This is a genomic window from Trinickia violacea (assembly GCF_005280735.1).
GTDB lineage: Bacteria > Pseudomonadota > Gammaproteobacteria > Burkholderiales > Burkholderiaceae > Trinickia_A > Trinickia_A violacea.
In genome coordinates, this window is sequence record NZ_CP040078.1 from 1,759,688 (window position 1) to 1,784,140 (window position 24,453).

Genomic DNA, 24,453 nt, shown 5'->3' on the forward strand with positions numbered 1-24,453 from the left:
TCAATTCGACGTATGCGTTCGGCGTGCGTCATCCGAGGCGCGGATAGCCGGCTGCCCGCGCCTCGTCTTCCAACTGCTCGATGCGTGCGTAATCGGCTAGCGAGAGCGTCGAAAAGCGTTTGAGACGCAAGCGCTGCGCGAGCGGCGCATCCGCTGCGATCGCATCATTCAACGCCTCGCGTATCGGCTCGATGAGCGTTTTCGGAGCCGCGCGTGACGCGATCAACGGCAAGCCGGGCGACGCCGCGGTGAAGCCGATTTCCCTGACAGACTGGGCCAAGTCCGGCAGATGGTCGCGCACGAAGGCCATCGTTACGCAGTCGATCGAGGCGACTTCCGCGTGCCCTTGCGCGAGTGCGCGCAGCGACTCGATGTGTGAGCCTGTGCGCACGACGCCGCCGAAGAACACCCCATCGCGTGCAAACGGTGCCGCCGCGTGCCGCAGCACATTCATTCCGCTATTCGAATCGTCCTGGTTACATGCCGCGCGCAGACCGCGGCACGCTTCGAGCGTCTGTGCGCTCACATGGCGGCCGGTTATGAGCACGCCGCGGTAGTTGGCGCCGTCGCAGCCGGGTGCTTCGAAGTGCGGTGTCGCGACCAGTTGCACGTGCTCGTGCAGGCCATGCATGAGCGGGTAGCCGCACGTCTGCGAAATCAGGAGATCGGTGCGGCGCCAAAAGGCATGCAGGTCATCGCCGGGATCGGTGATGCGAATGCCGGTTCCGTCAACGCCCAGCGCGCGCAAGACGTGACGCAGCAGCGAACGCCAGTCCGCGGCGAGTGAGGGACTGACGTTGTACATGGGGAGGGCGGCGAGCCAGGTCATGGGCGTGATTGTCGGGTATTTCGGTTGCGTCCGCAGTGAATGGATCGCGACATGCGCACGAATGCTTGGTGTAACAAGTCTTTTGCTTGTCGATCAGTTTAACTTAGAGGTTGACCTCAATAAAATGCATTCACCTGGCAAGAACAGCAGTTCTCGGTCAATCTAGATCATTGAGGTGAATCATGAACTCCGTTATCAAGGTCATTGGAATCGCAGCGGTCATAGTCGCTCCTGTCGTCGCCGTCGCGCAATCGAACACTCCAGTTACGCGTGCGCAAGTGCGTAGTGAACTCGTTCATGTCGAGAAGGCGGGCTATCGCGTAGGCGATGGCGATCAAGCTCAGTACCCGACGCAGATCGAAGCGGCCGAGGCACGTTTGGCTGCGCGAAACGCGGCACAAAGCGGATTCGGTGGTGTCGCCGGTGGTTCGTCGGGGGCTGGCCGTCCGGCTGCTTCGGGTGCCGAGTGGAATGCCATGTACACTCGCCCGTAATCACAACCTCGTGAGGCCGCAGTCGCGACCAAGCGTAATACGAACCGGCAGTCGGCTAAAGAGCGGGCTGCCGGTGATGCCGTAAACGATGGGTCAGTTGGAGAAGCGGAAATGAAATTCTCGGTGAAGCAAACCATTCGCTCGGACGATGTATCTAGAGTCGAGCGTGCGATGAAGACCGTCGACGCCGACGCGAAGGTGTCCGTCGACGTTGGCGCAAATACGGTGAGTGTGGATTCGTGGCTGATGCCCGAAGAATTCTTCGTTGCCTTCGACGACGAAGATTATGAAGTGACCATTATCGAAGGATAGTTCGCGGGTGCGGACGATAGCGGTTTGCGGCCGGCCGTGCCGCTGGCGGATCTGGACGGATTCAATCGGAAGACGCCGAGCGATCGACGTGCACCGCCAGGCACGCTGACACGGCACACGAGGCGTTGGCACAGGACGTGTATATCACCACCTCTACCGAAGCACAGTGGCCTGTGTTTCACGAGCCGAAATAAATAGTGCAGTAGCTGACAGGTCCGACGCAGGTCGAGGGACTTGCGGGATGCGTATCCTGTTTTTTGTGGCCGGAATCGTTCGTGCCTTTCATTTCGGGGCCCATGCCACTGTCGCTTTTTTGTTGCTGGGGCGTGGCGGCTTGCTGTTCGGCATCCTGGGCGGCTACCTTCGCCTCCGCGGCCTGGATATCGGCAGGATAGTTCACGTCGTTCTCAGACGCCGGATTGTATCCGGCCTGTTCGATCCTGACGAGGGCGGCGCGGACCTGTGCGCGGGTGAGCGGGACGGACCCGGACTGCGCAAAAGTCGCTGTGGAGCCGACAACCGCACTGAGCGTCAATGCCAGCAGGGCTAGCTTTTTCATGATCTTGACTCCTTCCAACAAGGGACCCGGTTTGCCGGGAAACCGTGAAACACGTTGATGTATGGCTCAAGAGCCGGAATAAATAGTGCAGAAGCTGACAGGTCCAACGCAGGTTGACGGATCTGAAGGAGGCGTTTCCCGTTTGATGTGGCTGGCATCGCTGGTGCCTGTCGTTGCACTACCCATCCCACCGTCGCTGTTTTGCTGCTTGAGTCGCGCGACTTGCTGTTCAAAGATCGGTGCAACGTCGGGGTATGACGTTTCACTCACGAAATTCCTGCCGTTGCGCTCGGCTTCAATCAACTCCTGCCGCACCTGCGCCCGCGTCTTTTCTTGAGCATGCGAGTTGATCGCAATACTCGATCCGGCGACGAGAATAAGGGTGAAAATCATGGTTTTCGTATTCACTTTGGACTCCAATATAAGTGACGGAAAATTACTGGTTTTGCATCATCAAGCGCGCGGAAAACTCGACCGGGTTCCGTCGGGCCACATGCATCGTAGAGGCCTTACAGTCGGAGACAGGCTCAACACCATCAGCGTGCTCACACTGCGGTATACCGGGAGGGGGCGTCGCTTATTCCCAAGGTTGCCGGGAGTGCAGCAAAAGCAAGAAGCATTGGAGAGTGCGTCACCCGGCAAGTTGCTGGGGCAGGTCGCACCGTAACCGTCCGTTCTATAGGAGGCCGCATCTTGACCGGATCGGCCTTGATCAAGAGATTCCGAGAAAACTCAGATAGGTTGTTCAGGTGCGCTCGAAATGGCGGCATGCCATCACACGCGAGCCTCCGGAATAAAGCGGACGCTGGCGTGGTTAACTCAGTGTACGCAGCACGATCCACAGGTCACAGGGTTTTGCTACCAACCGCCGATCGGCGTGAGCTGCGGAAGAAATGGAAGGAGGCGGACATGAACATCGCCGAGAAGTCCCTGCGTTTCCTGGTAGAAAAATGGCTTACCCCAACTCCGACGACGCGGCTCCGTGTCATTCAATTTGGCCGCACGGGTCGCGAGAGGCGACGCTATGTGCGCGTCGAGGCGATGGCCCCGAGCGGTTCGCGTGCGATTTTCTTCTTTCGTCACGATGACGGCTGCTGGTGCGTCTTTCCGCCCTCGACTGCACGCCCGGCATTGGCGAGTCAGCGGCTTGCAGCGTAGGAGAGCGTGATACGGATCGAAGGGGTAGCTGTTTGTTTTCTCGCAAAGGCCGTCGCCAGTGCGGCGTTTAATGCCGGTGACATGGCTATGCAAACCGAGGCGCCTGAACGTATCGCATATCAGCGTCGATCGCGGCCTGCCAAGTCAAACCAAAATTCAATCAAGCAATTAAGCGGGTTCCGTCAAGTCGATCAACAGAGGTCTGACGGGGATAACGTTGGATTCGCCGCAGCATTCACGTCATTCGAAGTTCAAGTGGTTTGTCGCTGACGATACGCTCCCTGCCCAATGCCCGAGGTCGATGATGAGATCGCTGCTAAGTCACCATGAGATCGCCATTCTGTTTCTACTGCTTGATGCGCCCAGCCAGGTGGAACCTGGCGATCCCGATGCGGTCGCTCTTCAAGAAGCAAGCCTCGTCGAAATCGTCCCTTCGGCTTTCGACGAGGGCGGATTTCGGTTAACGCCAGCCGGTGCGGAGCTACTCCGTCGTCTAGGCATGACAGCGGATTGAAGTACAAATTGGTTCGCGCCGCAATCGGCGTGGTGTCGCCGCCGGCATTGCTTGACTTTGTCGCGTCCTCGTAGGGTAGGCGGCGTCGATGCGAATGCCGGCTGGCGGCCGTTTCAATGAATATTAGTCTTACATCGGCGCTAACAGGCCCCTTCTCGAATCAATCCGTGCCGTGGGCACCTTCACGTTTTCTCCGAGACAATCGGCACGGTACTTCAACCGAAGCCGCGCTTGCGCCAGCAGGACGTCCGATGGATAGTAGCTATCGTCGTAGGCCGACGGATCGTAGCCGACCGATTCCAGTTCTCTGAGTTCTCGCATCAGTTGGGCATGTGTGACCGGTTTGCTTAATGGCTTGAAAGGATAGTCGTTGCATTCGGCTGGCGTCAGCTTGCTGGCTGCCGACGCCGCACCGCTTGCCAGCAGCACGCAAAGCGCCACCGCAGTTTTGCTCCAGATGAGTTTCATGTCGTCCGCTCCTTGTGCGGTGTTGTGACGATGCAATGTTGGGCTGCGACAACGTGTCGAGCTGCAATGAAACAGATGAACGTTTGGGTAGCGCTCGCGCTCGCCGGCCGGGCCGACAACGACTGGGAAAAGTCAGCGCTTACCAAAGTAGATCGGTTTCGTGCCGTCATTGGGGTCGGGGCGGATCGACGAACGAATCGCATGTCCCATCGAGTGAATCGAATGATCCAGTGCTAGAAGCGGATGATGTGAACCTGACGCCGACGTTTCGTCGGCTGCACCTCCGTAGCCTGACACAGCGGCGTTGTTCTTGGCGGCGCTGGCGTCCGACTGAGCAAACGATACGGTCGGGACGCTGAGTACCGCGGCAACTGCAATAGCTTGAATGAGTGACTTCATGATGAACCTCCAGTCTTGGCTTCGCTTCGAACCGTTATGTAAGTGGTCCGAAACGCTCTAGTCGTCACGAGGCCTGCTTACCCGAAGGTATACCTGGGATGAGCGCCGCTTATTCCGCCTGGTTCAATGGGTTTGTACAAAAACATGAAGCACTGACGAATGCGTCGCGCGGCGAGTTGCCGCCACACGACTATGGCATCGGGTCGCTCCATCACTGACGGCGTATTCACGGCAGTTGCACGGCGCCGCGTCGCTGCGGGAATAAATGTCGGCCAGGAACGGTTTTGCTCGACAAGCCTGTCGACAGACGAGCCCAAACGAGCCGCTGTCTCAGTGCAAGATCGACCTTCGAGTTATGTAGCAATCCTGGATTGGGAAGTATTTTGCCCGTGCCATCGATTCGAAGTGCGCATATGTGAGAAGTACAGGGGGCGTGACGCACGCCTCTCGTGTCACGGCCTTGCCGGGAGATCGCGATGAAAAACGCTCTGTTGCTTGCCAGTCTGATTTCAGGATCGTTTTTGTTTTCCATCGACTCGAGCGCTCATGCTCGACCGCCTTCCGCCCAAGATGACGTCTATTCACCGGAGAATAGCCTTGCGCTAATGCCGAATGCTCCGCTCGGAAGCGAATATCCCACGCATGGAGTCAGGCAAGCGGGTGAACTCCCATTGAACCCTACCGATCCGCGTGCACAACTGGCGAACGGCTTGCCCAACAACGCGCAGTCCGGTGGCTATGGCTCACCGCTTGCCGGCGTGCGTCGAGCGCCGGTTGTGCCGCCGGGTAATCAATGACCTTCATCCCTGACAGGCTGTTGAGAAGCGCCTCGTCATGGCTGGTCGACTCGCTGGATGCCGCGATACTCCGACGAATCCGGCCGACCGTCTTGCGCCAGCCGAATGGCTCCTCGATACGCCCGCCGGATTGGTGTTTCCTTTTGACGACACTCTTTTTTGTTCATTCGTCGACACAACGCGCTCGGGCTATTCTCAATTCCGTAGCAGTCACCAATCTATCCGCATGGAGAAGTGATGAAAAAAATCGCATCGTCGGCGTTCGCGCTCGTGCTCATCGGCGCAACCGGAGCTGCTCACGCACAAAGCAGCGTGACGCTCTACGGCACCATCGATACGTCGATCACGTACGTGAATCATGCCGACGGCAATAAGAATCTGTGGTCGCTCAGCAACGCGAGCGGTGGCGACTTGTCGGGCACGCGCTGGGGCTTGAAGGGGACGGAGGACATCGGTGGCGGGTTGGCTGCGATCTTCCAGTTGGAAAACGGCTTTGACCCGGGTACCGGCAAGTTGTTGCAGGGTGGCCGCGAGTTCGGCCGTCAAGCATTCGTCGGTCTGCAGAGCAGCCAGTACGGTACGCTGACCCTCGGTCGCCAATACGACCCGAGCGTCGATCTCGTGCAAGCCATCACCGAAGACAACTACTTCGGCAGCATCTTCGCGACGCCAGGCGATGTCGATAACTACGACAACAGCTTCCGCATCAACAATGCGGTCAAGTACCTGTCGCCGACGTATGCTGGCTTCCAGGTAGAAGCGATGTATGCATTTGGCGGCGTTGCGGGCCAAACGGGTGCGGGTCAAACGTGGTCGTTCGGAGCGGCCTACAACAACGGTCCGATCGCCTTGGCGGCCAGCTATTTGGTCGTCGACAACACGAACGTGTTGACCGATGGCAAGCGCACGACCTGGGGCGGTACGTCTGACGGTCCTTTCGATACGTTCAATGCCGGTGCCTCGACGGTCAACTTTGCGTACCAGACGGCCAAGTCGATCCAGATCGCCCGCGCTGCCGGCCAGTATACGCTTGGACAGTTCACGTTCGGCGCGAGCTATAGCAATGCGCAATACAAGTCCGACGGCTACTCACTGTTCGCCACCGAGAAGTACAACACCGCTAACGCGTTCGTGAACTATCAGTTGACGTCTGCGCTGCTGCTTGGTCTTGGTTATAGCTATACCGCCGGCACCGGCGATACGAGCAACCACTACAACCAAATTTCGACAGGCGCCGACTATAACCTGTCGAAGCGCACTGACGTTTATCTCGTCGGCGCATGGCAAAAGGCGAGCGGCACGCAGCGCAATGCCGATGGCTCGCTGTCGTCTACGGTTGCATCGATCGGTTCGTACGGCTATAACGGCACGAGCAGTCAGACGCTCATCAGCCTCGGCCTGCGCCATAAGTTCTAACGATGCGCTAGTAGGCAAAGCCTAAAAGCAGCAGGAAAACCGGCCGAAGACCCGTCCTTCGGCTTAATGCCGTTCAGTTAAGGTCCCGCTTCAGGTACCGGACGGTGTAACGGAAAGGTCTGGACTTGACGGCCCGAGCGCATGAGCGCCCGGGCCGTTTTTCGTTGGGAAGCTGCTTGAGGCGCTCGCGCAGGCGCGCGAGTAGCGCAGGGAGTTTGCCGTACGAGCGCGTGACGGCCGCCCACGTCATTTCGTACTGGATCGTGTGAAACGCCCTGATGAAGCTCAGCTCCTCGGGTGTGCGGCCGGCCTCCAGGGCAGCCTTCGCCATCTCCAGGCGAATCAGGTTGTAGGCGATCAAAGCGCCCCAGAACTCCTGGTAGACGCCTTCCACGGTCTGACTGCGAAGGGTCAACTCCATGCCCAGCATCGATTGCTTCAATTCACGGTAGCTGGTCTCGATTTGCCAGCGACGTTCGTAGCAGGACACGATGTCACCGGCCTTAAACCGCTGCCGATCGCTCAGGGAAGTCAGCAATACCCGCTGCCGGCCACCGGCATCGACGGCGAGCACGGCACGGGCCTGCCAGGACTCGGGCAGCTCCGGACACGCCTTTCGCGCCTGCGGCGACACGCGCATGCGCACCATCTGATCGCCGGACTCACCACTGAGCACCTCCCAGCGTGTATTGGACTTGGCCGGAATGATGAAATGCCGGTTCTCCCCGCCCGCGACCAGGCTGCACAGCAGCTGGGCGGACAGGAACCCTTTATCGAACACCGTAATGGAGTTCTCCGGCACACGCGGCATGAGTTCACGCGCCGAGATCATCTCGTTGACGTCATAAGGGCCGAATTCGACATCGCGTACCAGATGCGTGGGAATGGCGGTGAGCGTAACGGCACGCAACTGGGGATAGCTGCCCACCCGGTCATGCACGGCCGCGGATGCCCCGAAGTGCCTGCGGTTGGCGGCACTGTCGGCCGTGCGCAGCGTGGTGCCGTCCATGGCGAACAGCGAGAATCCCTTGAAGAGGTATTGCGCCTGATCCTGGGCAACCCAGTTCCTGGCGGACTCGTGAAAGAGCCACGCCAGCGGCGCGGCGCCGGTGCGTTGCCGTGCCTGGGTGATGGCGCTCTTGCTGACAAACGACGCATCGGGCGCGGGAAGCGCAAGTTCCAGCCCGTCAACCACCTCGCTGATTGACTGATGCCGGTACAACGCCAGTGCGATCACCAGCCACACCACCTGCTGCGCTGGCAGACGACGACGGCGCAGGCTGGCACTGCCGCTGGCCTGAACTGCCTGCTCGATCCATTCGTACGGCAGATGCTCGCCCAGCCGGTCCCATTCGAACGGTGGGTGTGAATCGACAAGAAGAGGAAGGTCGTCAACCAGCATGGCGACGAAAGTTAACATCGCCACGCCCTGTTTACAACAGGTTTGCTCCATCAACAAAAATGCCGTTCAGTCGCTTAACTGAACGGCATTACGTCCTTCGGCTGGTTTTTTCCTGTCGTCATCGAAGCGCTGTCCGCGGGATAAACCGAAGGCAAACAGAAAGCTTTCCATCTCTGGGCATGCATCCACGCGTGGCTGAATACGTCCGCTTCTTCACACCTACGACGCAGCCCTCAACGATCGTGGTGGGTGCCGTCGTTGGCGACGACACCCGAACTCTGACGTTCAGCGCCGCCGTGCGCTCAAGTATGGAACGCCCGAATGCCGGACAGGCAGGAATAAAACGGATGATCCGACAGTCTAGTTCTTGAGCCCAGTCGGGAGGCCCGTTGGACGATCCGGCGGTCTACCTTCTGAACCAGCGACGCCGCAGCCGCCCGCCTCGGCGGGCGTGGGCGAGGAAGCGCTGCGTTGAAGGCCGGGACGCTCTCCATCTTTTTAGCGGAGGTATTGCCATGAATATGCTCAGGCTTGCCGCGGTCGCAACGATCGCGCTTATCGGGACGGGCGCGTGGGCGCAGGAACTGACGCCGGAGCAGGCACAGATTCAGGCGGCCCAGTTCTCCACGACCGAGTCGGCTTCTCAGGACGTGGGCGGCGTGGAACCGGGCGTCGGCGGAGGCGCGCCGCAGCGCGTGACGCGCCAACAGGTCTATCAGGATCTGATCCATTCCGAAAAGTCGGGCCAACTGCAGATGATCCAGAACAGCGTCTTCCGCGGCCAGTGACGGCTTGATGGCCATGCCGGGCGCCGCGACGCGGCATACCGGCGCCAGAATCACTCCTTCCTCGTCTTCGATTGTTCGGGTTGCGGGTCACGTCCGCGTTGCGTCGGTGCCCTCGTACACGCATCCGGAGGCGTCACGTAGGTCACGTCTTTGCAGCAGCACGCATAGACCGGAAACCCGAACGCATTCGTGCCGATGACTTTCGTTGGCCCGTGCAGCGGGCACACTGCGTCCATACCATCATCTCCTCAACTCATGATCGACCAACCCGATCTCGTAGGCGCGGCTCGTCGGTTCGGGACGGCCGAACGCCGACTCGACTCGACTCGTCGATCACGTCTGGCGAGATAACCGTCCCCGGTCCGGCGCTCGAGGAAAGCACCGGAAAACGATCCACAGCGATATTCTACGACTCTCATCGCATCGTGAAGGCACGATTGTCGGAAGCAGGCGGATTACGCTGGATCAAGCCGGATAGATCCCCATGAACCGGAGGGGCGACGGGAGTGAATGCATAAAGTCTCAGCCATTCGCTGTATCCCTTTACCAGAAAGCCTCCCGAGCGCTCTATGTATTGCTGGCGAGACGCTTCATAGACTTTCCGAAGCGCAAACCAAGGCACGTGAGGCAAGTCGTGGTGAACCACGTGATAGTTGTTGTTGAGAAACAGCAACCGCCAAGGCAGCGCAGCCTCGTTGATCACCGATCGGTGTTCATGCGCATCAGCCGCGCGGTGCTCATGAAACGAGCGAACCGACCCTAGCGCAAGCGCCCCATATCCAACGACGCCGATAAAAAGCCAAGGCGCGATTCCGCAGCGGGTATCGAGCCAGTGCACGATCGCAGTAAGCGTCACACCGTGAATGATCCAAACCGGCACGTCGCTCAGGTCGCCGCGCGTAATTTTGTCGGTCGCATCCGAAACCAGTGCGGCGATCGAAAACGCTGGCCCGATAACGATGCGCCCGACAAACGTATTGCGCACCGTCAACAGCGCTCGCATCACGCGTCCGTTCTGCTGCCACGCACGCGGCGCAACAAAAAAGCTTTCCGGATCGAGGCCCGGATGCGTCAAGAGCGGATCGTCGTGATGCCGAAGGTGCGATTCGCGATAGATGCCATAGGGAAACCAGACCGCCAGCGGCGCGATACCGATTAGCGCGTTGATCAGCGGCGAGCGGGTAGGGTGGCCATGCAAAAGCTCGTGCTGCAGCGACATGTACCACGCGCTTAGCACCACCAGAACGCCAAGCGCGATAGGAAGCCCTAGCCGCCGGGCATGCAGTGCGACGCCAAACCATCCTCCGTAAATCACGGCGATCAACAACCAAGTCGGCCATTCGCTGCGCCAGGTCCACGTGCGGCGCAGGACCGCGAGCGCGTTGCGCTGATCGTCGTCGAGATAGTTCGCCATCGGCAGGTTCGGTCGGATTGGAATGAGCAATGCGGTCGATCGTAGAGCGACGCCCGCGCCGACAGAACCAATTTGTTGCGAAATGCTTGTGCCGATTTGGACAATACGGACCACGGAGGGCAAGCGCTGCTGCCCAACAGGCGAATCGGCTAACATGCGCGAATACGAACAACATATTCGAACTCTGACTTCATGACTAAAACCCCTCGAAAACAGGCCGTTGCACCGGATGCCCCCGTGATCCCCAGTGTCGGCGAGGGAAAGCGCGGCGAGCAAGGCTACGTCGGCTACCTGATGCGCCAGGCCGGCGCGGCGCTTCGGCTGCGGATGGAGCGCGCCCTGGCGGACTACGGCGTGACGCCCCCGCAATTCAACGTGCTGACGATGCTGGTCGCGTATCCGGGCATATCGAACGCGGATGTGGCGCGGCTCTCGATGCTGACGCCGCAGACGGTCAGCGTGATCGTCGCGAACCTGGAACGTTCGGGCGCAATCGAGCGCCGGCCGCACGCGATCCACGGCCGTATTCAGCACATCGATGTGACACCCGCCGGCAAAGCGCTGCTCAAGTCATGCCGCGTGCGCACGCGCGAAATCGAGCAGCAGCTGCTGAACGGCTTGAGCGAGGATGAGGAGCGCGTGATTCGACGCTGGCTCGTGCGTGTCGCGATGGAAGGCGGCGGGGCGGACGCGATAGCGGAATAGCAGAGTGACGAGCCGGAGGCGGCCTGTCTTCAGCGATGAGCGACCGCGCAGGCGTGGTCGAGCAGCGGCTCGGCTGACCCGCTGCCGCCCGTGACATCGGTGCCGCTGTTGAGGATCAGCCAGCCGTCGTTCGCGGCGGTGGGCCCGGCGCCGGTCACGAGTATCGTCTGCATGCCCATTTGGTCCGATCCCGCGCGATCGCGCGCGACGATGTCGAACGGATCGACATCGAACGCCGGGCCGGTCACGCGCATGATCCGATAGCGGCTGCCGCCGATTGTGTCCCAAGTCCATTGGCCCGGCGGGTCGCTGCGATGGCTTTCGAGCTCGGCGCTTGCGTCCGCGTGCATGCAGTCGATATGGATGTGCAGTTGCTCTTGCGAGCGCCGGTACTTCGAATTGACTTCGAGCCCGAGCAGATTGTCGGGCAGGGGTTTCTTGAGCGACGCTTCAACGAAACTGCGCGCGGTCCATGCGTCGGCCCAATAGTTCGGTGCGGCGGGGCCGAGCAGCAGCGGGCTTTCGATTCCGGTGACGCGCTCGGTCGGGATCAGCAGATGTTGCGCGACCCCATTGCGGTCCTTCAGAAGCGCGTAGTGTTGCGTGAGATTGACGTTCGCGCACAGGCCCGTCTTGCCGGTGTTTTGCGCGGCGGGCACGCAGTCGAGATGGACGATGTCCCACAGCGCGTTGGGGTCGGCGGAGGCGATGGTTTCGCAGCCTGTGCTTGCCGCCGCGAAGACCACCGCGGCGAGCACGGTTTTGACGAAAGGGTTCGAGCACATCGGGGACGTGGCCTTCTTCTTACTTCTTCAAGAAGCGCAGCGCGAATTTCGCGAGGCGCGGAACCGTGGCCGGACGCAGCAGACGTTCGTCGTAGCCGCTCATGCGCCGCTGGTTCTCGGCGAGGCAGAGTTCGATCATCGCGCGCGGGCTGAGCGCCTCGCCGACGCTGACCGCGCCCTTCGCGGCAAAGGTCGCGTCGTGCATGACGCCGTCGGCATCGATGCCTCTCGCAATGCCGACTCGTTCATAGATCAGGAACGCCCACACGGCCAAGACCCGCAGCGAGAACCACGGGCGTTTCCACCACGGCAGGTTCTTGCGGTACCACGCGGCCCAGTTCACGAAGAACAGGATGTGGCGCGCTTCCTCTTGAATGACAGGCTCGAAGGTCTCGACGAGCTCTTCCGGAAAGTAACCCGATTTCTGTGCCGAGCGAAAGAGACCGAACGCGAAGAAGCTGTCGATGCACTCGCTATGGCCCGTGACCAGCCACGCCCACTCGGGGTCCTTGGGGGCGGGATAGTCGGGTTCCGGCGCGAGCTTGATGCCGTACGCCTCGACGAGCTTCGACAGCACGACTTTATGACGCGCTTCCTCTCCTCCGTCCATATCGAGCGCTTGGCGCAATAGCGGGTCGTGCATGGAGGAGGCGAAGGTCGCGACGCGGATCGACGCGCGGCCTTCCGTTTGTACGGCGATGTCCCAGATGGGCAGGGAGGTGATGCGATGCAGTTCGTCGGGCGCGAGCGGCGGCCAATCGATGACGGCGGGCTTGTACGGATTGTGCGTTTCGAGCAGCATCCGGCAGAACATTTGCTTGTGCTCGTCGGAACCGATCCGCACGGGCGTGCGGCCGGGGGCGTTCCAATGGCGCATTGCATGATCTGCCGCTGCTTGTTCTTGCAGCGTTTCGGACATAGCGTTGCTGATGTAGGGCAGGAGCAAGGTCCGGCCATTCTGGCATAGTTCGCGTTGCACTGCCGCGAACTGCGCAACGCGTGCGCGGCGCGCGGCTAGGCGGTCTACATCGGCACGGCAGGCGAGCCTCGGCGCCCGCCGCAAAGAGGGGGCGGGCGTTTCAGTTACGGCTGTCGATCCACATGCGGCCCCAGCGGAAAGCGTATGCGAGGGCGTGTTCTTCGTCAAAAAAGTAGTCGAGTGCGTCGAACGAATAGGCGTGACTTTGCGCGGTGCTGGCTTTCTCGATCGTGATGCCGGCCGCGAACAGCCCGTTCGGCAGGCGTTGCGCCATCGGCGCGACTTCGTAGCCTTTGTAGAGAATGTGTTGGGTCATGGCGTTGACGGCGAATGCGTTTGAGCGTGAACAGTCCCTAGCGTAGAGGGCGTCGTGCCCGGAGTGAACGAATCATTCGTCGCAAGCTAATCACGGATGGGGGCTAGCTGCCGCCATGGATCGGAAGATAGCGACGATCCGGATCGAGGCCGCGTTGCGTGCCGGGCGCCGGGAGATCGCCCGATAAGCGCAGCCTGATAGGATGACGTGCCGCGTTAGCAGAAGCACCGACGGCGCGAGACAGACTTGCCTTGGTGCAGCGGCAGCGGAATACCAACGAGGGAAATAAGGATGCCGGAAATTAGAAAGGCGACGCGCGCCGATGCGCAGGCGGCGTGGGATATCAGGAAGCTGTCCGTGCTGGCGCAGTGCGAGGGGTTTTATCCCGGGCATCTGCTCGAAGCGTGGACCTCCGGCGTGCCGTCGGAGAAATGGGCGGAGCTGGTCGAGCGCGGGTTCTACGTCGCTCATGACGATGCGGCCGTGCTTGCCACAGGCATGATCGCAACCGATACGGGCAGGATCGACGCCGTCTTCGTCCATCCGGATCATATGGGCCGAGGCTTGGGCAAGCGGATGATGGATTTTCTGGAAGGACTCGCGCGCGCCCATGCTCTGCCCGAGCTGAGCCTCGATGCGACCTTGAACGCCGCGCCGTTTTATCGACGCTGCGGATTCGCCGGGGAGACGCTGTCGCTGTATCACTCGCCGAGAGGCTTCTCGCTCGAATGCGTGCCGATGACGAAACGGCTGACCGCTTGCCACGCATGACCGGCGCGACACGGATATCCAAACATGCTGAACGATCTCGTCGAAACCATTCTGCTGATCATCGCCGGGCTATTTCCGATCATCAATCCGCCGGCCGCGGGCTTCATCGTGCTGAGCATGGTGCCTCACGCGACGGCAGCCGAGCGGGCCGAGCTCGCCAGGCGCATTTCGCTCAACAGTCTCATCATCCTGCTCGCGTCGTTGTCGATCGGCGCTTACGTGCTGTCGTTCTTCGGGATCTCGATACCGGTGTTGCGGGTAGCGGGAGGGTTGGTGATCGGCTTCGCTGGGTGGAATCTGCTCCACGCCTCGGCGGATGAGGAGCGCGAGGCCGAGCCGAACGTGGCGTCGAGCGCGGCTCGGATCGCGACGCTGCGCGCCAAGGCGTTTTATCCGCTCACGCTGCCTATCACCGTCGGCCCGGGCTCGATCGCGGTGGCGATCGCACTTGGGACGGGTTCGCCGCGCGGGGGCCTCGCGCCGATTCACCTGGTGGGCGTGGCTATCGCGCTCGCGTTTCTGTGGGCTTCCATCTATGTCTGCGTGAGGTACGCGGCCTACGTCGAAAGGTGGCTCGGCCCGATCGGCACGCAAGTGGCCATGCGCCTGTTCGCGTTCGTGCTCTTCTGCATCGGTCTGCAGATCTTGTGGCTCGGGCTTGCCGAGCTGATCGGATCGGTGCATGTCAAGTAGGGGCTTTACAACCCGCTCGACACCTGTTCACGCCCGCAGCCTCACGACGCGCGCTTCGAAGCGGCCTTCGTCGCCTCCCTGACGAACGCGACGAAGCGCGCGGCTTTTTTGCCTCACTGCAGCCTCACTGCGCCGTTTGCTGCCGCTGATACTCGTGGTTCTTCATTTGCAGATAGTCCTGCCGATCCACTTCGTGCAGTTGCTGCGGATATTGTTCGGTCGCGTCGAACCAAGTCGCGAGGCGCTGAGCGAGTTGCTTGTCCGGCGGGCTTGCAAGTGAGCCGAGATATGCGTCAATCGCGAGGTAATAGCGCATCGTGTTGCGCTCGACGAGACCGCGCACGCCGCCGATATATTGCAGCTTCCCGCTCGACGGATCGCTCGTCGAAGTAAAGCCGACTTTGTCGGCGCCCAGAGTCGCGAGATAGGTTTTCATCGCGAGCCGCCCGGCAAGGCCGTAGCCATACGCGTAGGTCAGATGCAGGAACGTGCGGTTGCCGCTGATCGAAACGGCTTCGAGCACGATGCGGTAGTCCTTGGTGCTGAGCGGGCCGCTATCCGCGCTGAGCTCCACTTTGAAGTAGTCCGCGCTGCTTTCGACCGGGTGGTAGCTGAATTGCAATCGATAGGTGGACGGCAGCGCTTCTTCGACTTTCCTGCCGAGGTTCACGGTCAGCATGCTCGCGTTGTCGTTGCTCGATGCGTGGCAATACTTGATGTTCAAGTGCAGGATCAGTACGTCGCACCAGTTGCCGGGGCCGCGCACCGGATCGTCGAGCGCGCCGTTGACGGTCGCGAACGGATAGTCCATCACCGCGTAGATGTCGCCCTTGAGCCTCGACGGCGATTCTTCGGAAACGAGGGCCAGCTCGCGGTGAAACGGATTGTGCGCGAGCTGCTGCGTGAGGCTCTGGTAGGTGTCGCGCAGGCTCTGGGCGTCGTCGGCCGCGGCGGCGTTCGCGACGAGACCGTACCCGCAAAGGCACCACACCAGCAGCATGGCGAGCACCGCTGCCAGCTTGTGCCGTTTGGTGTGCCCGCTCGTTTTGCCTTCGCGAGCACGCGCTCCTGCCAGACCCGATCTCATCACGCCTCGCAATCGGCAGACTTGGCAAGCCGCCGCAGCGCTGCGTACTGCAACAGCATGATCGTCTTGCCGTCGACGATGTTGCCTTCGCGGATCATCGCGAGCGCGTCGTCGAGCGGCAATTCGATGACCTCGATATCTTCGCCCTCCGATTCGACCCCGCCGCCCGGTCCGACTTTCGAGGCCGACTCGTAGTCGGCGACAAAGAAGAACAGCTTTTCCGTGACCGAGCCAGGGCTCATGAACGCCTCGAAAACCTTCTTGACGTGCTGCACGTGATAGCCGGTTTCCTCTTCGACTTCGGTGCGGATGCGCTCTTCGGGGGACGCGTTGTCGAGCAGGCCGCCCGGCGCTTCGATCAGCATGCCGTCGTGGCCGTTGACGAACGCCGGAAAGCGAAACTGCCGGGTCAATACGACGGTGTCGCGCCGGCGGTCGTGCAGGAGGACGGTCGCGCCGTTGCCGCGATCGTAGGTCTCGCGCGACAGCCGCTGCCAGACGTTGTCGCGGCGCAGGAAGTCGAACGTGGTTTTCTTCAGGAGGTACCAGTCGTCGGAGAGCACTTGGGTTTCCAGGATGCGGACGCGGTCCGTGGTGGCCTTCGCGGGTTCATTCGCGTTTGCGTTCATGTGTCGGCTCCAGTTGCGGTGAGGCTGGCTCGATGATATCGTGCAAATTCGTGCAAAAACAAGATTTTTCGTGCAAACACTTTCATGCTCACCAGTCAACGAAAAAGCGAAATCCTTGCCATCCTCAAGCGCGACGGGCAGGTGCTCGCCAAAGCCTTGAGCGAATCGTTCGAGGTCTCCGAAGACACGATTCGCCGCGACCTGCGCGAGCTCGCGAGCGAGGGGCTGTTGCAAAGAGTGCATGGCGGCGCGCTGCCCGCGTCGCCGGCGACGGCGGATTTCGCGCATCGCCAGCCCATCGAATCGGCGACCAAGCGCGCGGTCGCGAAGGCGGCCGCCGGCATGATCGGCGAGGGGCAGGTCGTGATCGTCGACGGCGGCACCACGGCGATCGAACTCGTGCGGCAGTTGCCGCGCGAGCTGTCGGCAACGGTGGTCACGCATAGTCCGAACGTCGCGGTGGAGCTGGTCGAGCACCCCGGGATCGAGGTGATCGTGATCGGCGGCAGGCTCTTCAAGCATTCGATCGTGACGGTCGGCGCGGCCGCGATCGAGGCGCTTTCGCACATTCGCGCCGATGTGTTCTTCATGGGCGTCACGGGCGTGCATGCCACGGCGGGCTTGAGCACCGGCGATCTGGAGGAGGCGTATATGAAGCGCGCTTTGGCGGCTCACGCGGCGGAGACTGTTGTGCTGGCTTCGGCCGACAAGATCAACGCAGCGTCGCAATACCGGATCGGCGAGCTCGCGATGGCTAGCGCGATCATTGTCGAGAAGTCGACGGATGCTGCGCTGACCGAGCCGCTGGAGGCGGCGGGGGTGACGGTGGTGAGGGCGTAAGCGTTAAAGAAGCGCGGACAACGCTCCCATGTTGGCACGACGCATCGACCGGTTTAATCTCACGCGAACCGTCCCGATTCCCTCTGCGCCAACCGGAACCCCAAGTCATGACCGATCAAACTTCGACCATCGAAATCGAAACCGCACCGAACCCCGAATACGCCGTGATCCTGATGCACGGTCTCGGGGCCGACGCGAACGACTTCGTCCCGCTCGTTCCCGAGCTTCGCATCCCGGGTGCGCCGGGCGTGCGCTTCGTGTTTCCGAACGCGCCGGAGATCGCGGTCACCGCGAACGGCGGCTATGTGATGCGCGCGTGGTACGACATCTACGAATTCGGCGGCGTGACCCGCAAGGTCGACGAAGCGGGCATCGAGGCGTCCTGTGCAACGGTGCGCAAGCTGATCGACGAGCAGAACCGGCGCGGCATCCCGACTTCGAAAATCTTTCTCGCCGGTTTTTCGCAGGGCGGGGCGATGACCTATTCGGCGGGACTCACGCATCCGGAAGCGCTCGCCGGACTGATCGTCTTGTCGGGATACGTTCCGTCGAGCGGTTTCATCGAGAGCCGCTTCGAGGCGGCGAACCGTGAAGTGCCGGTCTTCGCCGCTCACGGCACGCAAGACGACATCTTGGCGATCCAGCTGGGCGAAGCCGGTCGCGATTTCGCGCTCGCGCGCGGCTGCAAGGTCGAGTGGCACGCGTATCCGATGCCGCACTCGGTGTGCCTCGAAGAGGTCGAAGCGCTGCGCACGTGGCTGGCAGCGCGCCTCGCACAACGCTGACCCATTCACCGCTAGAGTGACGGCTCGTCCCAATCGGTCGGGCCGTCACCTTGCGGCGCCGCGTAACTGCCGATAGAATCCATTCCCTGAGCTTTCGCTCTCGTCATTTCATTTCTTCATTTCACTCAACGTTCAAGGGAGGCGCCACATGATCTTCGCAATGCGTTCGCCAGTCCCTAACGTTTCTCCGCGACGGCCTTAAATCGTCGTCCGCGCGAAGGGGCCAGCCGCCTCCGCGCTGCTTTCAGAAAGTCCGTCGTTTGATCGTCAGCAGCCATGCTGGCGCGTCGACTATTTCTTTCGTTTCTTCTTGATTGGAGTACCTTGCACGTTCCGCGTCGCAGGGTCGTCGAAAAATGACTCGCAAAAAACTCGACTTCGGTGGAAGGGCGTTCGATGACGTCCTCGGTTTCACCTTCAAGCACTGGGGCCGGCAGCCCTGGCGCGTCTTCGTCGTCGCGATGGCGGCGTTGCTCGCGGCGGTAGCCGATGTCCTGACCCCGTTGTACGCGGGACGGCTCGTCGATGCGCTCGCCGCCGGCGCGAGCGACCGCGCGCTGGCGTGGCACGCCGCCACCACGGCGTTCTGGCTGCTCGTCGTGCTCGGCTTGACGGGCACGTTGCTGCGGCAGGCCGTGTTCCACAACATCATCGTGCTGACGCTCAAGATGATGAGCGAAGTGGCGGCGAACGCCTTTCATCGCGTCCAGCGTTTCTCCACCGACTGGCACGCGAACAGCTTCGCGGGCTCGACGGTGCGCAAGATCACGCGCGGCATGTGGGCGATCGATCTGCTCAACGACACGCTGCTGATCGCGCTGATGCCGTCGCTCGTCATGCTGGTCGGCGCGACCGTTTTGCTCGGCGTGCATTGGCCGGTGATGGGGCTGGTGGTGGGCGTGGGCTCGGTGCTCTATACCGTCGTGACCGTCAGCATTTCGCTGGGTTTCGTGGCGCCCGCCGCGCGTCTCGGCAACTTGTGGGACACGCGCATGGGCGGCGCGCTCGCCGACGCGGTCAGCTGCAACACCGTCGTCAAGGCGTTCGGCGCCGAGACGCGCGAGGAGGCGCGCATTGCGCGCGTCATCGGCAAATGGCGTCACCGCACGGGGCGCACGTGGGTGCGCGGCACCTTGAACGGCGGCGCGCAGGGCGTGATGCTGGTCGCGATGCAGGCGGCGATCGTCGGTGCGGCGCTGCTGCTGTGGATGCACGACCGCGCAAGCGTCGGCGACATCACGTTCGCGCTCACGATGTTCTTCATGTTGAAGGGCTATCTGCGCGACGTGGGCATGCACGTGCGCAACCTGCAGCGCTCGGTCAACGATATGGAAGAGCTCGTGGCGCTCGACAGCCAGCCGCTCGGCATCGACGACAAGCCCGGCGCCCGTCCGATCGTGATCGACAAGGGCGAGATCCGCTTCGAGAAGGTGACGTTCCACTACGGCAAGCGGACGGCGCCGCTCTATACCGATCTGAGCGTGCGGATCGCGGCAGGCGAGCGCGTGGGGCTGGTCGGCCATTCCGGATCGGGCAAGACGTCGTTCATCAAGCTGATCCAGCGTCTCTACGACATCTCGGGCGGCCGCATCACGATCGACGGTCAGGACATCGCCGAGGTGCAGCAGGCGACGCTGCGCCAGCAGATCGCGATCGTCCAGCAAGAGCCGCTGCTGTTTCACCGCTCGCTGGCGGACAACATCGCGTATGGCCGCCCCGGCGCGACGCAGGCGGAGATCGAGCGGGCCGCGAAGCTCGCGAGCGCGCACGAGTTCATCACGTCGTTGCCCAAGGGCTACGACACGCTGGTCGGCGAGCGCGGCGTCAAGCTGTCGGGCGGCGAGCGGCAGCGCGTGGCGATCGCGCGCGCGTTCCTCGCGGATGCGCCGATCCTGATCCTCGACGAAGCGACCTCGAGCCTCGACAGCGAAAGCGAGGTGCTGATTCAGCAGGCGATGGAGCGGCTGATGGTCGGACGCACGACCTTGGTCGTGGCCCACCGGCTGTCGACGATCCGCAAGATGGACCGGCTGCTCGTGCTGGACCACGGCCGGATCATCGAGGAGGGCAGCCACGACGCGCTGATCCGGCTCGAGAACGGCTTGTACCGGAGGCTGTTCGAACGCCAGGCGCTGGAGTTGACGAAGGGGCTCGACGATATCGAGCTTGGCGGCGCGTCTCGTGTGCCGGGCAAGCGTCAGATCGACGATCCGACGCTCGTCGCGGGGAAGTGATCGTCGATGCTTGAACGACAGGTCATGCAATTGGCGCCCGTCGCGACGAATCTGGCGCGGGCTTTCGCGCGTGGCGTGCAAAACCTGGTGATCGTCGCCGACGAGAGCTATCACGCGGGGCGGATCTACGAAGGCATGGGGTTCCGGCGGAGCCAGTGGGTGTCGAGCCTGTGCCAGGAGCCGCATGCAGCGGCGGCGGCACGTGGCGATACGCCGGACGAGCCACGCTGAATCGGCGCGGCTGCGTCCGGGCAATCCATGACGCGGGTTTAGTTCGCCGCCTGCTGCCCAGCGGCCTTTGCGTTCAGCGTGATAGTGATCGTCGGCGCGTATTGCGGCACGGTGATCAACGCGTCTTCCTCGCCGTCGCCGCCTGCGTCAGTGCCGAAAGTGAAGCGCTTGGGGGTGATCTGCGTCGTGGATGCCTTGACCGCGCCGGTCGCCGTGTCGTATCCCGTCTTGGCGCACTCGATTTTCAGATCCGAGCTGGAGCGCCGGACCGTCACCTTGTCGGGCGCGGTGACCGACCAGTCTCCCTTGTCATTCGAAAGCGTGCACTTCGCATCGGCAACGGGGCCATTGGCGTCGACCACAGCGACCGACAGTTCCTCGCGATTCTTGTCTTGCGCGTTGTTTTGTCCGCTGTTCGCTTCCGTGACGGTCACGACGTTTTGAAGGTTGTTGAGCTGGCCGCCGGAGCCTGCGAAGGCGTAAAGCGGAAGTATCGAAATAGCGACGGCAAATGCAGTTTTCATCGGGTTTCTTTCCTTTTTGTTGTTGTGCAACTGACAGCGCTCAAGCGGTACGCCCGGCAAACGGCGTCTTCACTTTCCGCCGTCCCCACCACGCCCACATCAAAGCCGCGACCACGATCAGCAGCGGAATCACGAGTACGCTTCCCTCGGGCCCAGTGGCGCCGCCGCTCAACAGGACGTTCCCGATCGGATGTGCCCTAAACAGCGAGCCTAGCGAAATCTCGCCGCTATCCGACGTCCCATAGAAGTACGACTCGCCCCAATCCCACGCCGCGTGAAAGCCGATCGCCCACCAGAGCGAGCCCGTGTACCAGAGCGACAGACAAAAAACGAGGCCGGCCAGCACCGCCGTCACGAGACCCACCGGTGTTTCGCCGGGATTCCAGCCGTGCAGCCCGCCGAACAGTACCGACAGCAGGATCGCGGCCCACCCAAAGCCAATCCGGCGAGCGAGCGCGTATTGCAGATAGCCTCGCAGCACCGTCTCTTCGAAAAGGCCCGCCATCAGGAAGACACCCGCCCACATCGCGGCATATTTCCAGGCTTCGCTCGCCTGCAGCGTCGAGGCATTCAACTGGAGCAGACCGGCTTTCAGGAGGATCAGCACCAGCGCAGAAATCGCCACGAAGCCGCACACCACGCCCGACACGAATCGCAGCCCCCGCGCAGTGCTCTGCAGGCCGAACGAGAAAAACGACTTGCGTTCGATCGCGGCGAGCACGCCCGTCGCGATGGCCGCGGCGGCGACTTGAACGCCCTCCATCAGCAATGCCGAACCCGCCGGAAGCGCATGGAAATTGACAGGCCCGAGCACGAAATGCCGCACAACGAACGAAAGGCCGAAGGCGACGCTCCCGACGATCACGATAAACAGCAACGCGAGCCAGCCGGTGCGAATGCCGTCGCGGCCGATAACAATCCGGCGCAGCTTGCCGCCGCGCCGGATCGAGGTTGAGGTTGACGTGGGAGTTGACGCTGCGTCAGCGGATGCCGGGCGATGTTCGATGTCGTCCAAATTGCCTCCTTACCTGGCTTGTTGTTATCTCAAGCGTGGCCTCGGAGTTCATCGCGTTTGCGAACACTCGGGTACCACGCGCGTGCGCAGTACCTTAGCGTTTTCTAAATCCGCCGTGCGCTGTTGCAGCGCGATTTAGTGTGATTCTTCGGATGAATTGCGCGGCTCGACGAACCGGCTTCGGCCCGTTCGAGCGCGCGATTTTTTATTTCCTGCTACGCATGGTACGAGGGGCATCCTCGCGTCATCAGAACGCGATCGTCGTTCTCACGCCGACGATCGCTTCGTCGCCGACACGTTGCGATGGATTGTCCGGATTGGGAATGCCGCCTGCCGGACGGAACGCGTACTGGAAGTCCGCCTGCACTTGCCACCACGGCGTGATTTGCGCCATATAGGTCGCTTCGAGAATCGTCTCGGCGCTGCGCGACGGGTAGCCCGGCGTGATCGTGCCTTGGGCGGTGGCGAGGTCCTGGGCGTGCGAGCCGATGTGCGCGTAGCCGATGGCGAGACCGGCGACGTCGTTGTCGCGGCCCTTGAACGGCGCCTTGAGCGTGACGCCCGCGTTCACGCCGAGGTCGATGAGATTGCGGTCGCCGGGCGCGCCCATGATGCGCGCGAACACGCCGACGGCTTGCGGGCCGTCCGCGCTCGGACGCCACACCATCTGATCGGCGACGGCGTAGATGCTGTAGTTGCCGCTATGGCTCGCCGGGACGCCCGTGCTGTTCGGGTTCGCGAGCGACAGACTGGTATTGTCGAAGCCCGTATCGTCGAAGTGGTTGCTGTTGTACCAGAAGCCCAGCTTATAGGTGCCCGGCAGGCCGCTCGGCTTCGGCGCGTTCGGGTCCGACGGCGGCTGGTTGATCGCGTACTGCACTTCGCCGATCACGAGTGCGCCGTTGTGCAAATTGAAGTTCGTGCCGCTCGCGTTGAGCTTCTGCGAATCGCCGGTGCCGGGCGCCGGGTTGCCGTCGAAGATGCCGCCGAGCACGGTGATCGCGTCGGTCGGCTGGGCACGCAGACGAATGCCGAGCGACGACAGCGGATAGGCCGGGCCGCCTGCGGGCAGGTCGTTGGAGGGCAGACCCGACCAGCCGAACGTCGCGTTCATGAACGTGCTCGCGTACTGGCTCACCATGAACTCTTGGTCGAGGCTCTGCTGACCCACTTTGACGTCGAACTTGCCGCCCAGGAACGCCTGCTGGTACCACAGTTCCCAGAGGCGCGTCGAAGCCTCGGCCTCGATGCCGGTCGTGGCCTGGAGCGTCTGCGTGTTGCGCAGCGTCAGGTCGGTGCCGTGAATCTGGAAGGCCGACACGTTGAAGGTGCCGCCCGGCAGGCCGAACGCCTTTTGCGTGTCGATGCCGAGGCCCATCTGCGTCACGCCCTGATAGGCGCCGCCCGTATGGGTGCCGCCCGACAGGTTCGCCATGTACTCGCTGGTTTCCTGCAGCCCGAACGTCACGCCGTAATTGCCGAGCCACGGACGCAGGCCGCCCATGTCGCCGAGCAGGTTCGAGCGATCCCAGAAGCCGGTGGGGGCGGGCGGCGTTTGGTCTGCTGCTGCCGTTGCCGCGCCGCCGTTATCGGCGCCGGCGGCGGGCTGCGAGGACGACGGGGCTTCCGTCGCAGCAGGAGCGGTGGGCGTCGACGAAGGGTTCGCAGCCGGCGCGGCCTCGCCGCTCGTTTGCGCGAAGGCGTGCGGCACGAGACCGAGGGAAAGCAGCAGCGTGAGGCTGGCCGGTGCGCCGGACATCCGCAGAGCGGTTTTAAGGTTCTTTTTCATGACAAGTGGAGTGGTTTTATTTCTGGCTGGCGGGCCAGGGTGTTAATGAATTTGACACACGCACTGTTGCGAAGCTGTGACTGTAGGGCGATAGCAACGGCCCGCGTAGGGGCCGATGCGTCTCAGGCGAAATACCCGTTTACGCGTAACGCACCCTCCAGTTCGCTGCCGGCGGACGACGTGACGAGCATCGCCACCATGGCGATGGCGCCGACCGTCAGCGCCAGCACCACATAGCCGGTTGGGGTGAGCGGGCTGCCAACGTAAGCAGCCCGAAGTGCCGTGCGAGCGGCAGACTTGGCGGCGCGGCGAAACTGGCCTTCGACCGAGGCGCGAACGCGCTGCGTGAAACTGCGATCCGAGCGGCCGGCGGCAAGTGCGGCGCGCGCGGCGTCGCCCGACGGCGTAACCAGGAAATGCACGCGGGCGGGCCATTCGGCCAGCCGCAGCGCGACGGCTTGCGGACGCTGGGCACGCGCTGCGCCCACGAAAGAGATGACAAACGATTTGACGAACATGA

The 24,453-nt window shown here is 62.1% G+C and carries 29 protein-coding genes; 13 read left to right on the forward strand and 16 right to left on the reverse strand.

The annotated features are described in order from the left end of the window. Positions 1 to 28 precede the first annotated feature (28 nt). A complete protein-coding gene (locus tag FAZ95_RS30005) occupies positions 29 to 829 on the reverse strand; it encodes a phosphate/phosphite/phosphonate ABC transporter substrate-binding protein (protein ID WP_137336069.1) in 801 nt (266 codons plus the stop codon). 182 nt (positions 830 to 1,011) lie between these two features. Between FAZ95_RS30005 and FAZ95_RS30010 the strand changes: the two genes are divergently transcribed. After that, a complete protein-coding gene (locus FAZ95_RS30010; protein ID WP_137336070.1) occupies positions 1,012 to 1,323 on the forward strand; it encodes a DUF4148 domain-containing protein in 312 nt (103 codons plus the stop codon). A gap of 111 nt (positions 1,324 to 1,434) precedes the next feature. Next, positions 1,435 to 1,635 carry a copper chaperone gene (locus FAZ95_RS30015; protein WP_137336071.1) on the forward strand — a complete coding sequence of 67 codons (201 nt, stop codon included), beginning with the start codon at positions 1,435 to 1,437 and terminating at the stop codon, positions 1,633 to 1,635. Positions 1,636 to 1,813: 178 nt separating this feature from the next. On the opposite strand, the gene FAZ95_RS30020 is transcribed toward FAZ95_RS30015, so the two are convergent. Both FAZ95_RS30020 and FAZ95_RS30025 read right to left on the reverse strand, forming a co-directional pair. Then, positions 1,814 to 2,194 carry a DUF4148 domain-containing protein gene (locus FAZ95_RS30020; RefSeq protein ID WP_137336072.1) on the reverse strand — a complete coding sequence of 127 codons (381 nt, stop codon included), beginning with the start codon at positions 2,192 to 2,194 and terminating at the stop codon, positions 1,814 to 1,816. Between the two features lie 66 nt (positions 2,195 to 2,260). After that, the gene (locus tag FAZ95_RS30025) at positions 2,261 to 2,602 is read right to left on the reverse strand and encodes a DUF4148 domain-containing protein (RefSeq protein WP_137336073.1); all 342 of its coding nucleotides are present in this window, start codon (positions 2,600 to 2,602) and stop codon (positions 2,261 to 2,263) included. Between the two features lie 501 nt (positions 2,603 to 3,103). Here FAZ95_RS30025 and FAZ95_RS30030 point away from each other — a divergent pair. Continuing rightward, on the forward strand, positions 3,104 to 3,352 hold the full coding sequence (locus FAZ95_RS30030) for a hypothetical protein (protein WP_137336074.1): 249 nt from the start codon (positions 3,104 to 3,106) through the stop codon (positions 3,350 to 3,352). Positions 3,353 to 3,995: 643 nt separating this feature from the next. Here FAZ95_RS30030 and FAZ95_RS30040 read toward each other — a convergent pair. Further along, on the reverse strand, positions 3,996 to 4,334 hold the full coding sequence (locus FAZ95_RS30040) for a DUF4148 domain-containing protein (protein WP_137336076.1): 339 nt from the start codon (positions 4,332 to 4,334) through the stop codon (positions 3,996 to 3,998). Between the two features lie 132 nt (positions 4,335 to 4,466). Further along, positions 4,467 to 4,733, reverse strand: a complete 267-nt coding sequence (locus tag FAZ95_RS30045) for a hypothetical protein (RefSeq protein WP_137336077.1) — start codon at positions 4,731 to 4,733, stop codon at positions 4,467 to 4,469. Positions 4,734 to 5,209: 476 nt separating this feature from the next. Here FAZ95_RS30045 and FAZ95_RS30050 point away from each other — a divergent pair, with 476 nt between their 5' ends. Both FAZ95_RS30050 and FAZ95_RS30055 read left to right on the forward strand, forming a co-directional pair. After that, positions 5,210 to 5,530, forward strand: coding sequence for a hypothetical protein (locus tag FAZ95_RS30050; RefSeq protein ID WP_137336078.1), 321 nt, complete (start codon positions 5,210 to 5,212; stop codon positions 5,528 to 5,530). A gap of 237 nt (positions 5,531 to 5,767) precedes the next feature. Beyond that, positions 5,768 to 6,946 (forward strand): porin, encoded by a 1,179-nt coding sequence (locus FAZ95_RS30055; RefSeq protein WP_137336079.1) that lies wholly within the window; start codon positions 5,768 to 5,770, stop codon positions 6,944 to 6,946. A gap of 73 nt (positions 6,947 to 7,019) precedes the next feature. On the opposite strand, the gene FAZ95_RS30060 is transcribed toward FAZ95_RS30055, so the two are convergent. After that, positions 7,020 to 8,348: an IS4 family transposase gene (locus FAZ95_RS30060; protein ID WP_175425684.1), complete on the reverse strand. Its 1,329-nt coding sequence runs from the start codon at positions 8,346 to 8,348 to the stop codon at positions 7,020 to 7,022. Positions 8,349 to 8,863: 515 nt separating this feature from the next. Here FAZ95_RS30060 and FAZ95_RS30065 point away from each other — a divergent pair. After that, positions 8,864 to 9,136, forward strand: a complete 273-nt coding sequence (locus FAZ95_RS30065; RefSeq protein ID WP_137336080.1) for a hypothetical protein — start codon at positions 8,864 to 8,866, stop codon at positions 9,134 to 9,136. 415 nt (positions 9,137 to 9,551) lie between these two features. On the opposite strand, the gene FAZ95_RS30075 is transcribed toward FAZ95_RS30065, so the two are convergent. Further along, the gene (locus tag FAZ95_RS30075) at positions 9,552 to 10,550 is read right to left on the reverse strand and encodes a fatty acid desaturase (protein ID WP_137337671.1); all 999 of its coding nucleotides are present in this window, start codon (positions 10,548 to 10,550) and stop codon (positions 9,552 to 9,554) included. A gap of 192 nt (positions 10,551 to 10,742) precedes the next feature. Here FAZ95_RS30075 and FAZ95_RS30080 point away from each other — a divergent pair, with 192 nt between their 5' ends. Next, the gene (locus FAZ95_RS30080; protein ID WP_137336082.1) at positions 10,743 to 11,255 is read left to right on the forward strand and encodes a MarR family winged helix-turn-helix transcriptional regulator; all 513 of its coding nucleotides are present in this window, start codon (positions 10,743 to 10,745) and stop codon (positions 11,253 to 11,255) included. Positions 11,256 to 11,284: 29 nt separating this feature from the next. Here FAZ95_RS30080 and FAZ95_RS30085 read toward each other — a convergent pair whose 3' ends face one another. The 3 genes from FAZ95_RS30085 to FAZ95_RS30095 all read right to left on the reverse strand — a co-directional run bounded on the left by FAZ95_RS30085 (position 11,285) and on the right by FAZ95_RS30095 (position 13,335). Next, entirely contained in the window at positions 11,285 to 12,040 is a 756-nt protein-coding gene (locus FAZ95_RS30085; RefSeq protein WP_137336083.1) for a CDP-diacylglycerol diphosphatase, read from the reverse strand. A 19-nt stretch (positions 12,041 to 12,059) separates the two neighbouring features. Then, positions 12,060 to 12,959, reverse strand: coding sequence for a ferritin-like domain-containing protein (locus tag FAZ95_RS30090; protein ID WP_137336084.1), 900 nt, complete (start codon positions 12,957 to 12,959; stop codon positions 12,060 to 12,062). 160 nt (positions 12,960 to 13,119) lie between these two features. Next, positions 13,120 to 13,335, reverse strand: a complete 216-nt coding sequence (locus FAZ95_RS30095; protein WP_137336085.1) for a DUF6566 family protein — start codon at positions 13,333 to 13,335, stop codon at positions 13,120 to 13,122. Positions 13,336 to 13,626: 291 nt separating this feature from the next. Here FAZ95_RS30095 and FAZ95_RS30100 point away from each other — a divergent pair, with 291 nt between their 5' ends. Together FAZ95_RS30100 and FAZ95_RS30105 are read left to right on the forward strand one after the other, a co-directional pair. Beyond that, positions 13,627 to 14,106, forward strand: a complete 480-nt coding sequence (locus FAZ95_RS30100; RefSeq protein WP_137336086.1) for a GNAT family N-acetyltransferase — start codon at positions 13,627 to 13,629, stop codon at positions 14,104 to 14,106. A gap of 24 nt (positions 14,107 to 14,130) precedes the next feature. Then, the gene (locus FAZ95_RS30105) at positions 14,131 to 14,799 is read left to right on the forward strand and encodes a MarC family protein (protein ID WP_137336087.1); all 669 of its coding nucleotides are present in this window, start codon (positions 14,131 to 14,133) and stop codon (positions 14,797 to 14,799) included. A 124-nt stretch (positions 14,800 to 14,923) separates the two neighbouring features. On the opposite strand, the gene FAZ95_RS30110 is transcribed toward FAZ95_RS30105, so the two are convergent. Next, positions 14,924 to 15,799 carry a hypothetical protein gene (locus FAZ95_RS30110; RefSeq protein ID WP_137337672.1) on the reverse strand — a complete coding sequence of 292 codons (876 nt, stop codon included), beginning with the start codon at positions 15,797 to 15,799 and terminating at the stop codon, positions 14,924 to 14,926. A gap of 86 nt (positions 15,800 to 15,885) precedes the next feature. Beyond that, complete coding sequence (locus tag FAZ95_RS30115; protein ID WP_137336088.1) at positions 15,886 to 16,515, reverse strand: NUDIX domain-containing protein; 630 nt, start codon at positions 16,513 to 16,515, stop codon at positions 15,886 to 15,888. A gap of 84 nt (positions 16,516 to 16,599) precedes the next feature. Here FAZ95_RS30115 and FAZ95_RS30120 point away from each other — a divergent pair, with 84 nt between their 5' ends. The 4 genes from FAZ95_RS30120 (at position 16,600) to FAZ95_RS30135 (ending at position 20,605) form a co-directional block, all read left to right on the forward strand. After that, positions 16,600 to 17,355 (forward strand): DeoR/GlpR family DNA-binding transcription regulator, encoded by a 756-nt coding sequence (locus tag FAZ95_RS30120; RefSeq protein WP_137336089.1) that lies wholly within the window; start codon positions 16,600 to 16,602, stop codon positions 17,353 to 17,355. A 107-nt stretch (positions 17,356 to 17,462) separates the two neighbouring features. Further along, complete coding sequence (locus FAZ95_RS30125) at positions 17,463 to 18,140, forward strand: alpha/beta hydrolase (RefSeq protein WP_137336090.1); 678 nt, start codon at positions 17,463 to 17,465, stop codon at positions 18,138 to 18,140. A 356-nt stretch (positions 18,141 to 18,496) separates the two neighbouring features. Further along, a complete protein-coding gene (locus tag FAZ95_RS30130; protein WP_137336091.1) occupies positions 18,497 to 20,374 on the forward strand; it encodes an ABC transporter ATP-binding protein in 1,878 nt (625 codons plus the stop codon). Between the two features lie 24 nt (positions 20,375 to 20,398). Continuing rightward, a complete protein-coding gene (locus FAZ95_RS30135) occupies positions 20,399 to 20,605 on the forward strand; it encodes a hypothetical protein (protein ID WP_137336092.1) in 207 nt (68 codons plus the stop codon). 38 nt (positions 20,606 to 20,643) lie between these two features. Here the strand turns inward: FAZ95_RS30135 and FAZ95_RS30140 are convergent, their stop codons facing one another. The 4 genes from FAZ95_RS30140 to FAZ95_RS30155 all read right to left on the reverse strand — a co-directional run bounded on the left by FAZ95_RS30140 (position 20,644) and on the right by FAZ95_RS30155 (position 24,451). Continuing rightward, positions 20,644 to 21,129 carry a hypothetical protein gene (locus FAZ95_RS30140; protein WP_137336093.1) on the reverse strand — a complete coding sequence of 162 codons (486 nt, stop codon included), beginning with the start codon at positions 21,127 to 21,129 and terminating at the stop codon, positions 20,644 to 20,646. A 40-nt stretch (positions 21,130 to 21,169) separates the two neighbouring features. Further along, positions 21,170 to 22,144 (reverse strand): CPBP family intramembrane glutamic endopeptidase, encoded by a 975-nt coding sequence (locus tag FAZ95_RS30145; protein ID WP_254700344.1) that lies wholly within the window; start codon positions 22,142 to 22,144, stop codon positions 21,170 to 21,172. Positions 22,145 to 22,391: 247 nt separating this feature from the next. Further along, the gene (locus tag FAZ95_RS30150) at positions 22,392 to 23,933 is read right to left on the reverse strand and encodes a carbohydrate porin (RefSeq protein WP_137336094.1); all 1,542 of its coding nucleotides are present in this window, start codon (positions 23,931 to 23,933) and stop codon (positions 22,392 to 22,394) included. A gap of 122 nt (positions 23,934 to 24,055) precedes the next feature. Next, positions 24,056 to 24,451, reverse strand: a complete 396-nt coding sequence (locus tag FAZ95_RS30155) for a hypothetical protein (RefSeq protein WP_137336095.1) — start codon at positions 24,449 to 24,451, stop codon at positions 24,056 to 24,058. Between the last annotated feature and the right edge of the window lie 2 nt (positions 24,452 to 24,453).

What these genes read in the sequence shown, in the direction of transcription:
- FAZ95_RS30065 (WP_137336080.1), top strand. Translation starts at nt 8,864, where the DNA reads ATGAATATGCTCAGGCTTGCCGCGGTCGCAACGATCGCGCTTATCGGG.
- FAZ95_RS30130 (WP_137336091.1), top strand. Translation starts at nt 18,497, where the DNA reads ATGACTCGCAAAAAACTCGACTTCGGTGGAAGGGCGTTCGATGACGTC.
- FAZ95_RS30100 (WP_137336086.1), top strand. Translation starts at nt 13,627, where the DNA reads ATGCCGGAAATTAGAAAGGCGACGCGCGCCGATGCGCAGGCGGCGTGG.
- FAZ95_RS30105 (WP_137336087.1), top strand. Translation starts at nt 14,131, where the DNA reads ATGCTGAACGATCTCGTCGAAACCATTCTGCTGATCATCGCCGGGCTA.
- FAZ95_RS30115 (WP_137336088.1), bottom strand. Translation starts at nt 16,515, where the DNA reads ATGAACGCAAACGCGAATGAACCCGCGAAGGCCACCACGGACCGCGTC.
- FAZ95_RS30125 (WP_137336090.1), top strand. Translation starts at nt 17,463, where the DNA reads ATGACCGATCAAACTTCGACCATCGAAATCGAAACCGCACCGAACCCC.
- FAZ95_RS30085 (WP_137336083.1), bottom strand. Translation starts at nt 12,040, where the DNA reads ATGTGCTCGAACCCTTTCGTCAAAACCGTGCTCGCCGCGGTGGTCTTC.
- FAZ95_RS30120 (WP_137336089.1), top strand. Translation starts at nt 16,600, where the DNA reads ATGCTCACCAGTCAACGAAAAAGCGAAATCCTTGCCATCCTCAAGCGC.
- FAZ95_RS30045 (WP_137336077.1), bottom strand. Translation starts at nt 4,733, where the DNA reads ATGAAGTCACTCATTCAAGCTATTGCAGTTGCCGCGGTACTCAGCGTC.
- FAZ95_RS30040 (WP_137336076.1), bottom strand. Translation starts at nt 4,334, where the DNA reads ATGAAACTCATCTGGAGCAAAACTGCGGTGGCGCTTTGCGTGCTGCTG.
- FAZ95_RS30140 (WP_137336093.1), bottom strand. Translation starts at nt 21,129, where the DNA reads ATGAAAACTGCATTTGCCGTCGCTATTTCGATACTTCCGCTTTACGCC.
- FAZ95_RS30150 (WP_137336094.1), bottom strand. Translation starts at nt 23,933, where the DNA reads ATGAAAAAGAACCTTAAAACCGCTCTGCGGATGTCCGGCGCACCGGCC.
- FAZ95_RS30055 (WP_137336079.1), top strand. Translation starts at nt 5,768, where the DNA reads ATGAAAAAAATCGCATCGTCGGCGTTCGCGCTCGTGCTCATCGGCGCA.
- FAZ95_RS30090 (WP_137336084.1), bottom strand. Translation starts at nt 12,959, where the DNA reads ATGTCCGAAACGCTGCAAGAACAAGCAGCGGCAGATCATGCAATGCGC.
- FAZ95_RS30005 (WP_137336069.1), bottom strand. Translation starts at nt 829, where the DNA reads ATGACCTGGCTCGCCGCCCTCCCCATGTACAACGTCAGTCCCTCACTC.
- FAZ95_RS30015 (WP_137336071.1), top strand. Translation starts at nt 1,435, where the DNA reads ATGAAATTCTCGGTGAAGCAAACCATTCGCTCGGACGATGTATCTAGA.
- FAZ95_RS30155 (WP_137336095.1), bottom strand. Translation starts at nt 24,451, where the DNA reads ATGTTCGTCAAATCGTTTGTCATCTCTTTCGTGGGCGCAGCGCGTGCC.
- FAZ95_RS30135 (WP_137336092.1), top strand. Translation starts at nt 20,399, where the DNA reads ATGCAATTGGCGCCCGTCGCGACGAATCTGGCGCGGGCTTTCGCGCGT.
- FAZ95_RS30050 (WP_137336078.1), top strand. Translation starts at nt 5,210, where the DNA reads ATGAAAAACGCTCTGTTGCTTGCCAGTCTGATTTCAGGATCGTTTTTG.
- FAZ95_RS30010 (WP_137336070.1), top strand. Translation starts at nt 1,012, where the DNA reads ATGAACTCCGTTATCAAGGTCATTGGAATCGCAGCGGTCATAGTCGCT.
- FAZ95_RS30110 (WP_137337672.1), bottom strand. Translation starts at nt 15,799, where the DNA reads ATGCTGCTGGTGTGGTGCCTTTGCGGGTACGGTCTCGTCGCGAACGCC.
- FAZ95_RS30095 (WP_137336085.1), bottom strand. Translation starts at nt 13,335, where the DNA reads ATGACCCAACACATTCTCTACAAAGGCTACGAAGTCGCGCCGATGGCG.
- FAZ95_RS30060 (WP_175425684.1), bottom strand. Translation starts at nt 8,348, where the DNA reads ATGCTGGTTGACGACCTTCCTCTTCTTGTCGATTCACACCCACCGTTC.
- FAZ95_RS30080 (WP_137336082.1), top strand. Translation starts at nt 10,743, where the DNA reads ATGACTAAAACCCCTCGAAAACAGGCCGTTGCACCGGATGCCCCCGTG.
- FAZ95_RS30030 (WP_137336074.1), top strand. Translation starts at nt 3,104, where the DNA reads ATGAACATCGCCGAGAAGTCCCTGCGTTTCCTGGTAGAAAAATGGCTT.
- FAZ95_RS30075 (WP_137337671.1), bottom strand. Translation starts at nt 10,550, where the DNA reads ATGGCGAACTATCTCGACGACGATCAGCGCAACGCGCTCGCGGTCCTG.
- FAZ95_RS30020 (WP_137336072.1), bottom strand. Translation starts at nt 2,194, where the DNA reads ATGAAAAAGCTAGCCCTGCTGGCATTGACGCTCAGTGCGGTTGTCGGC.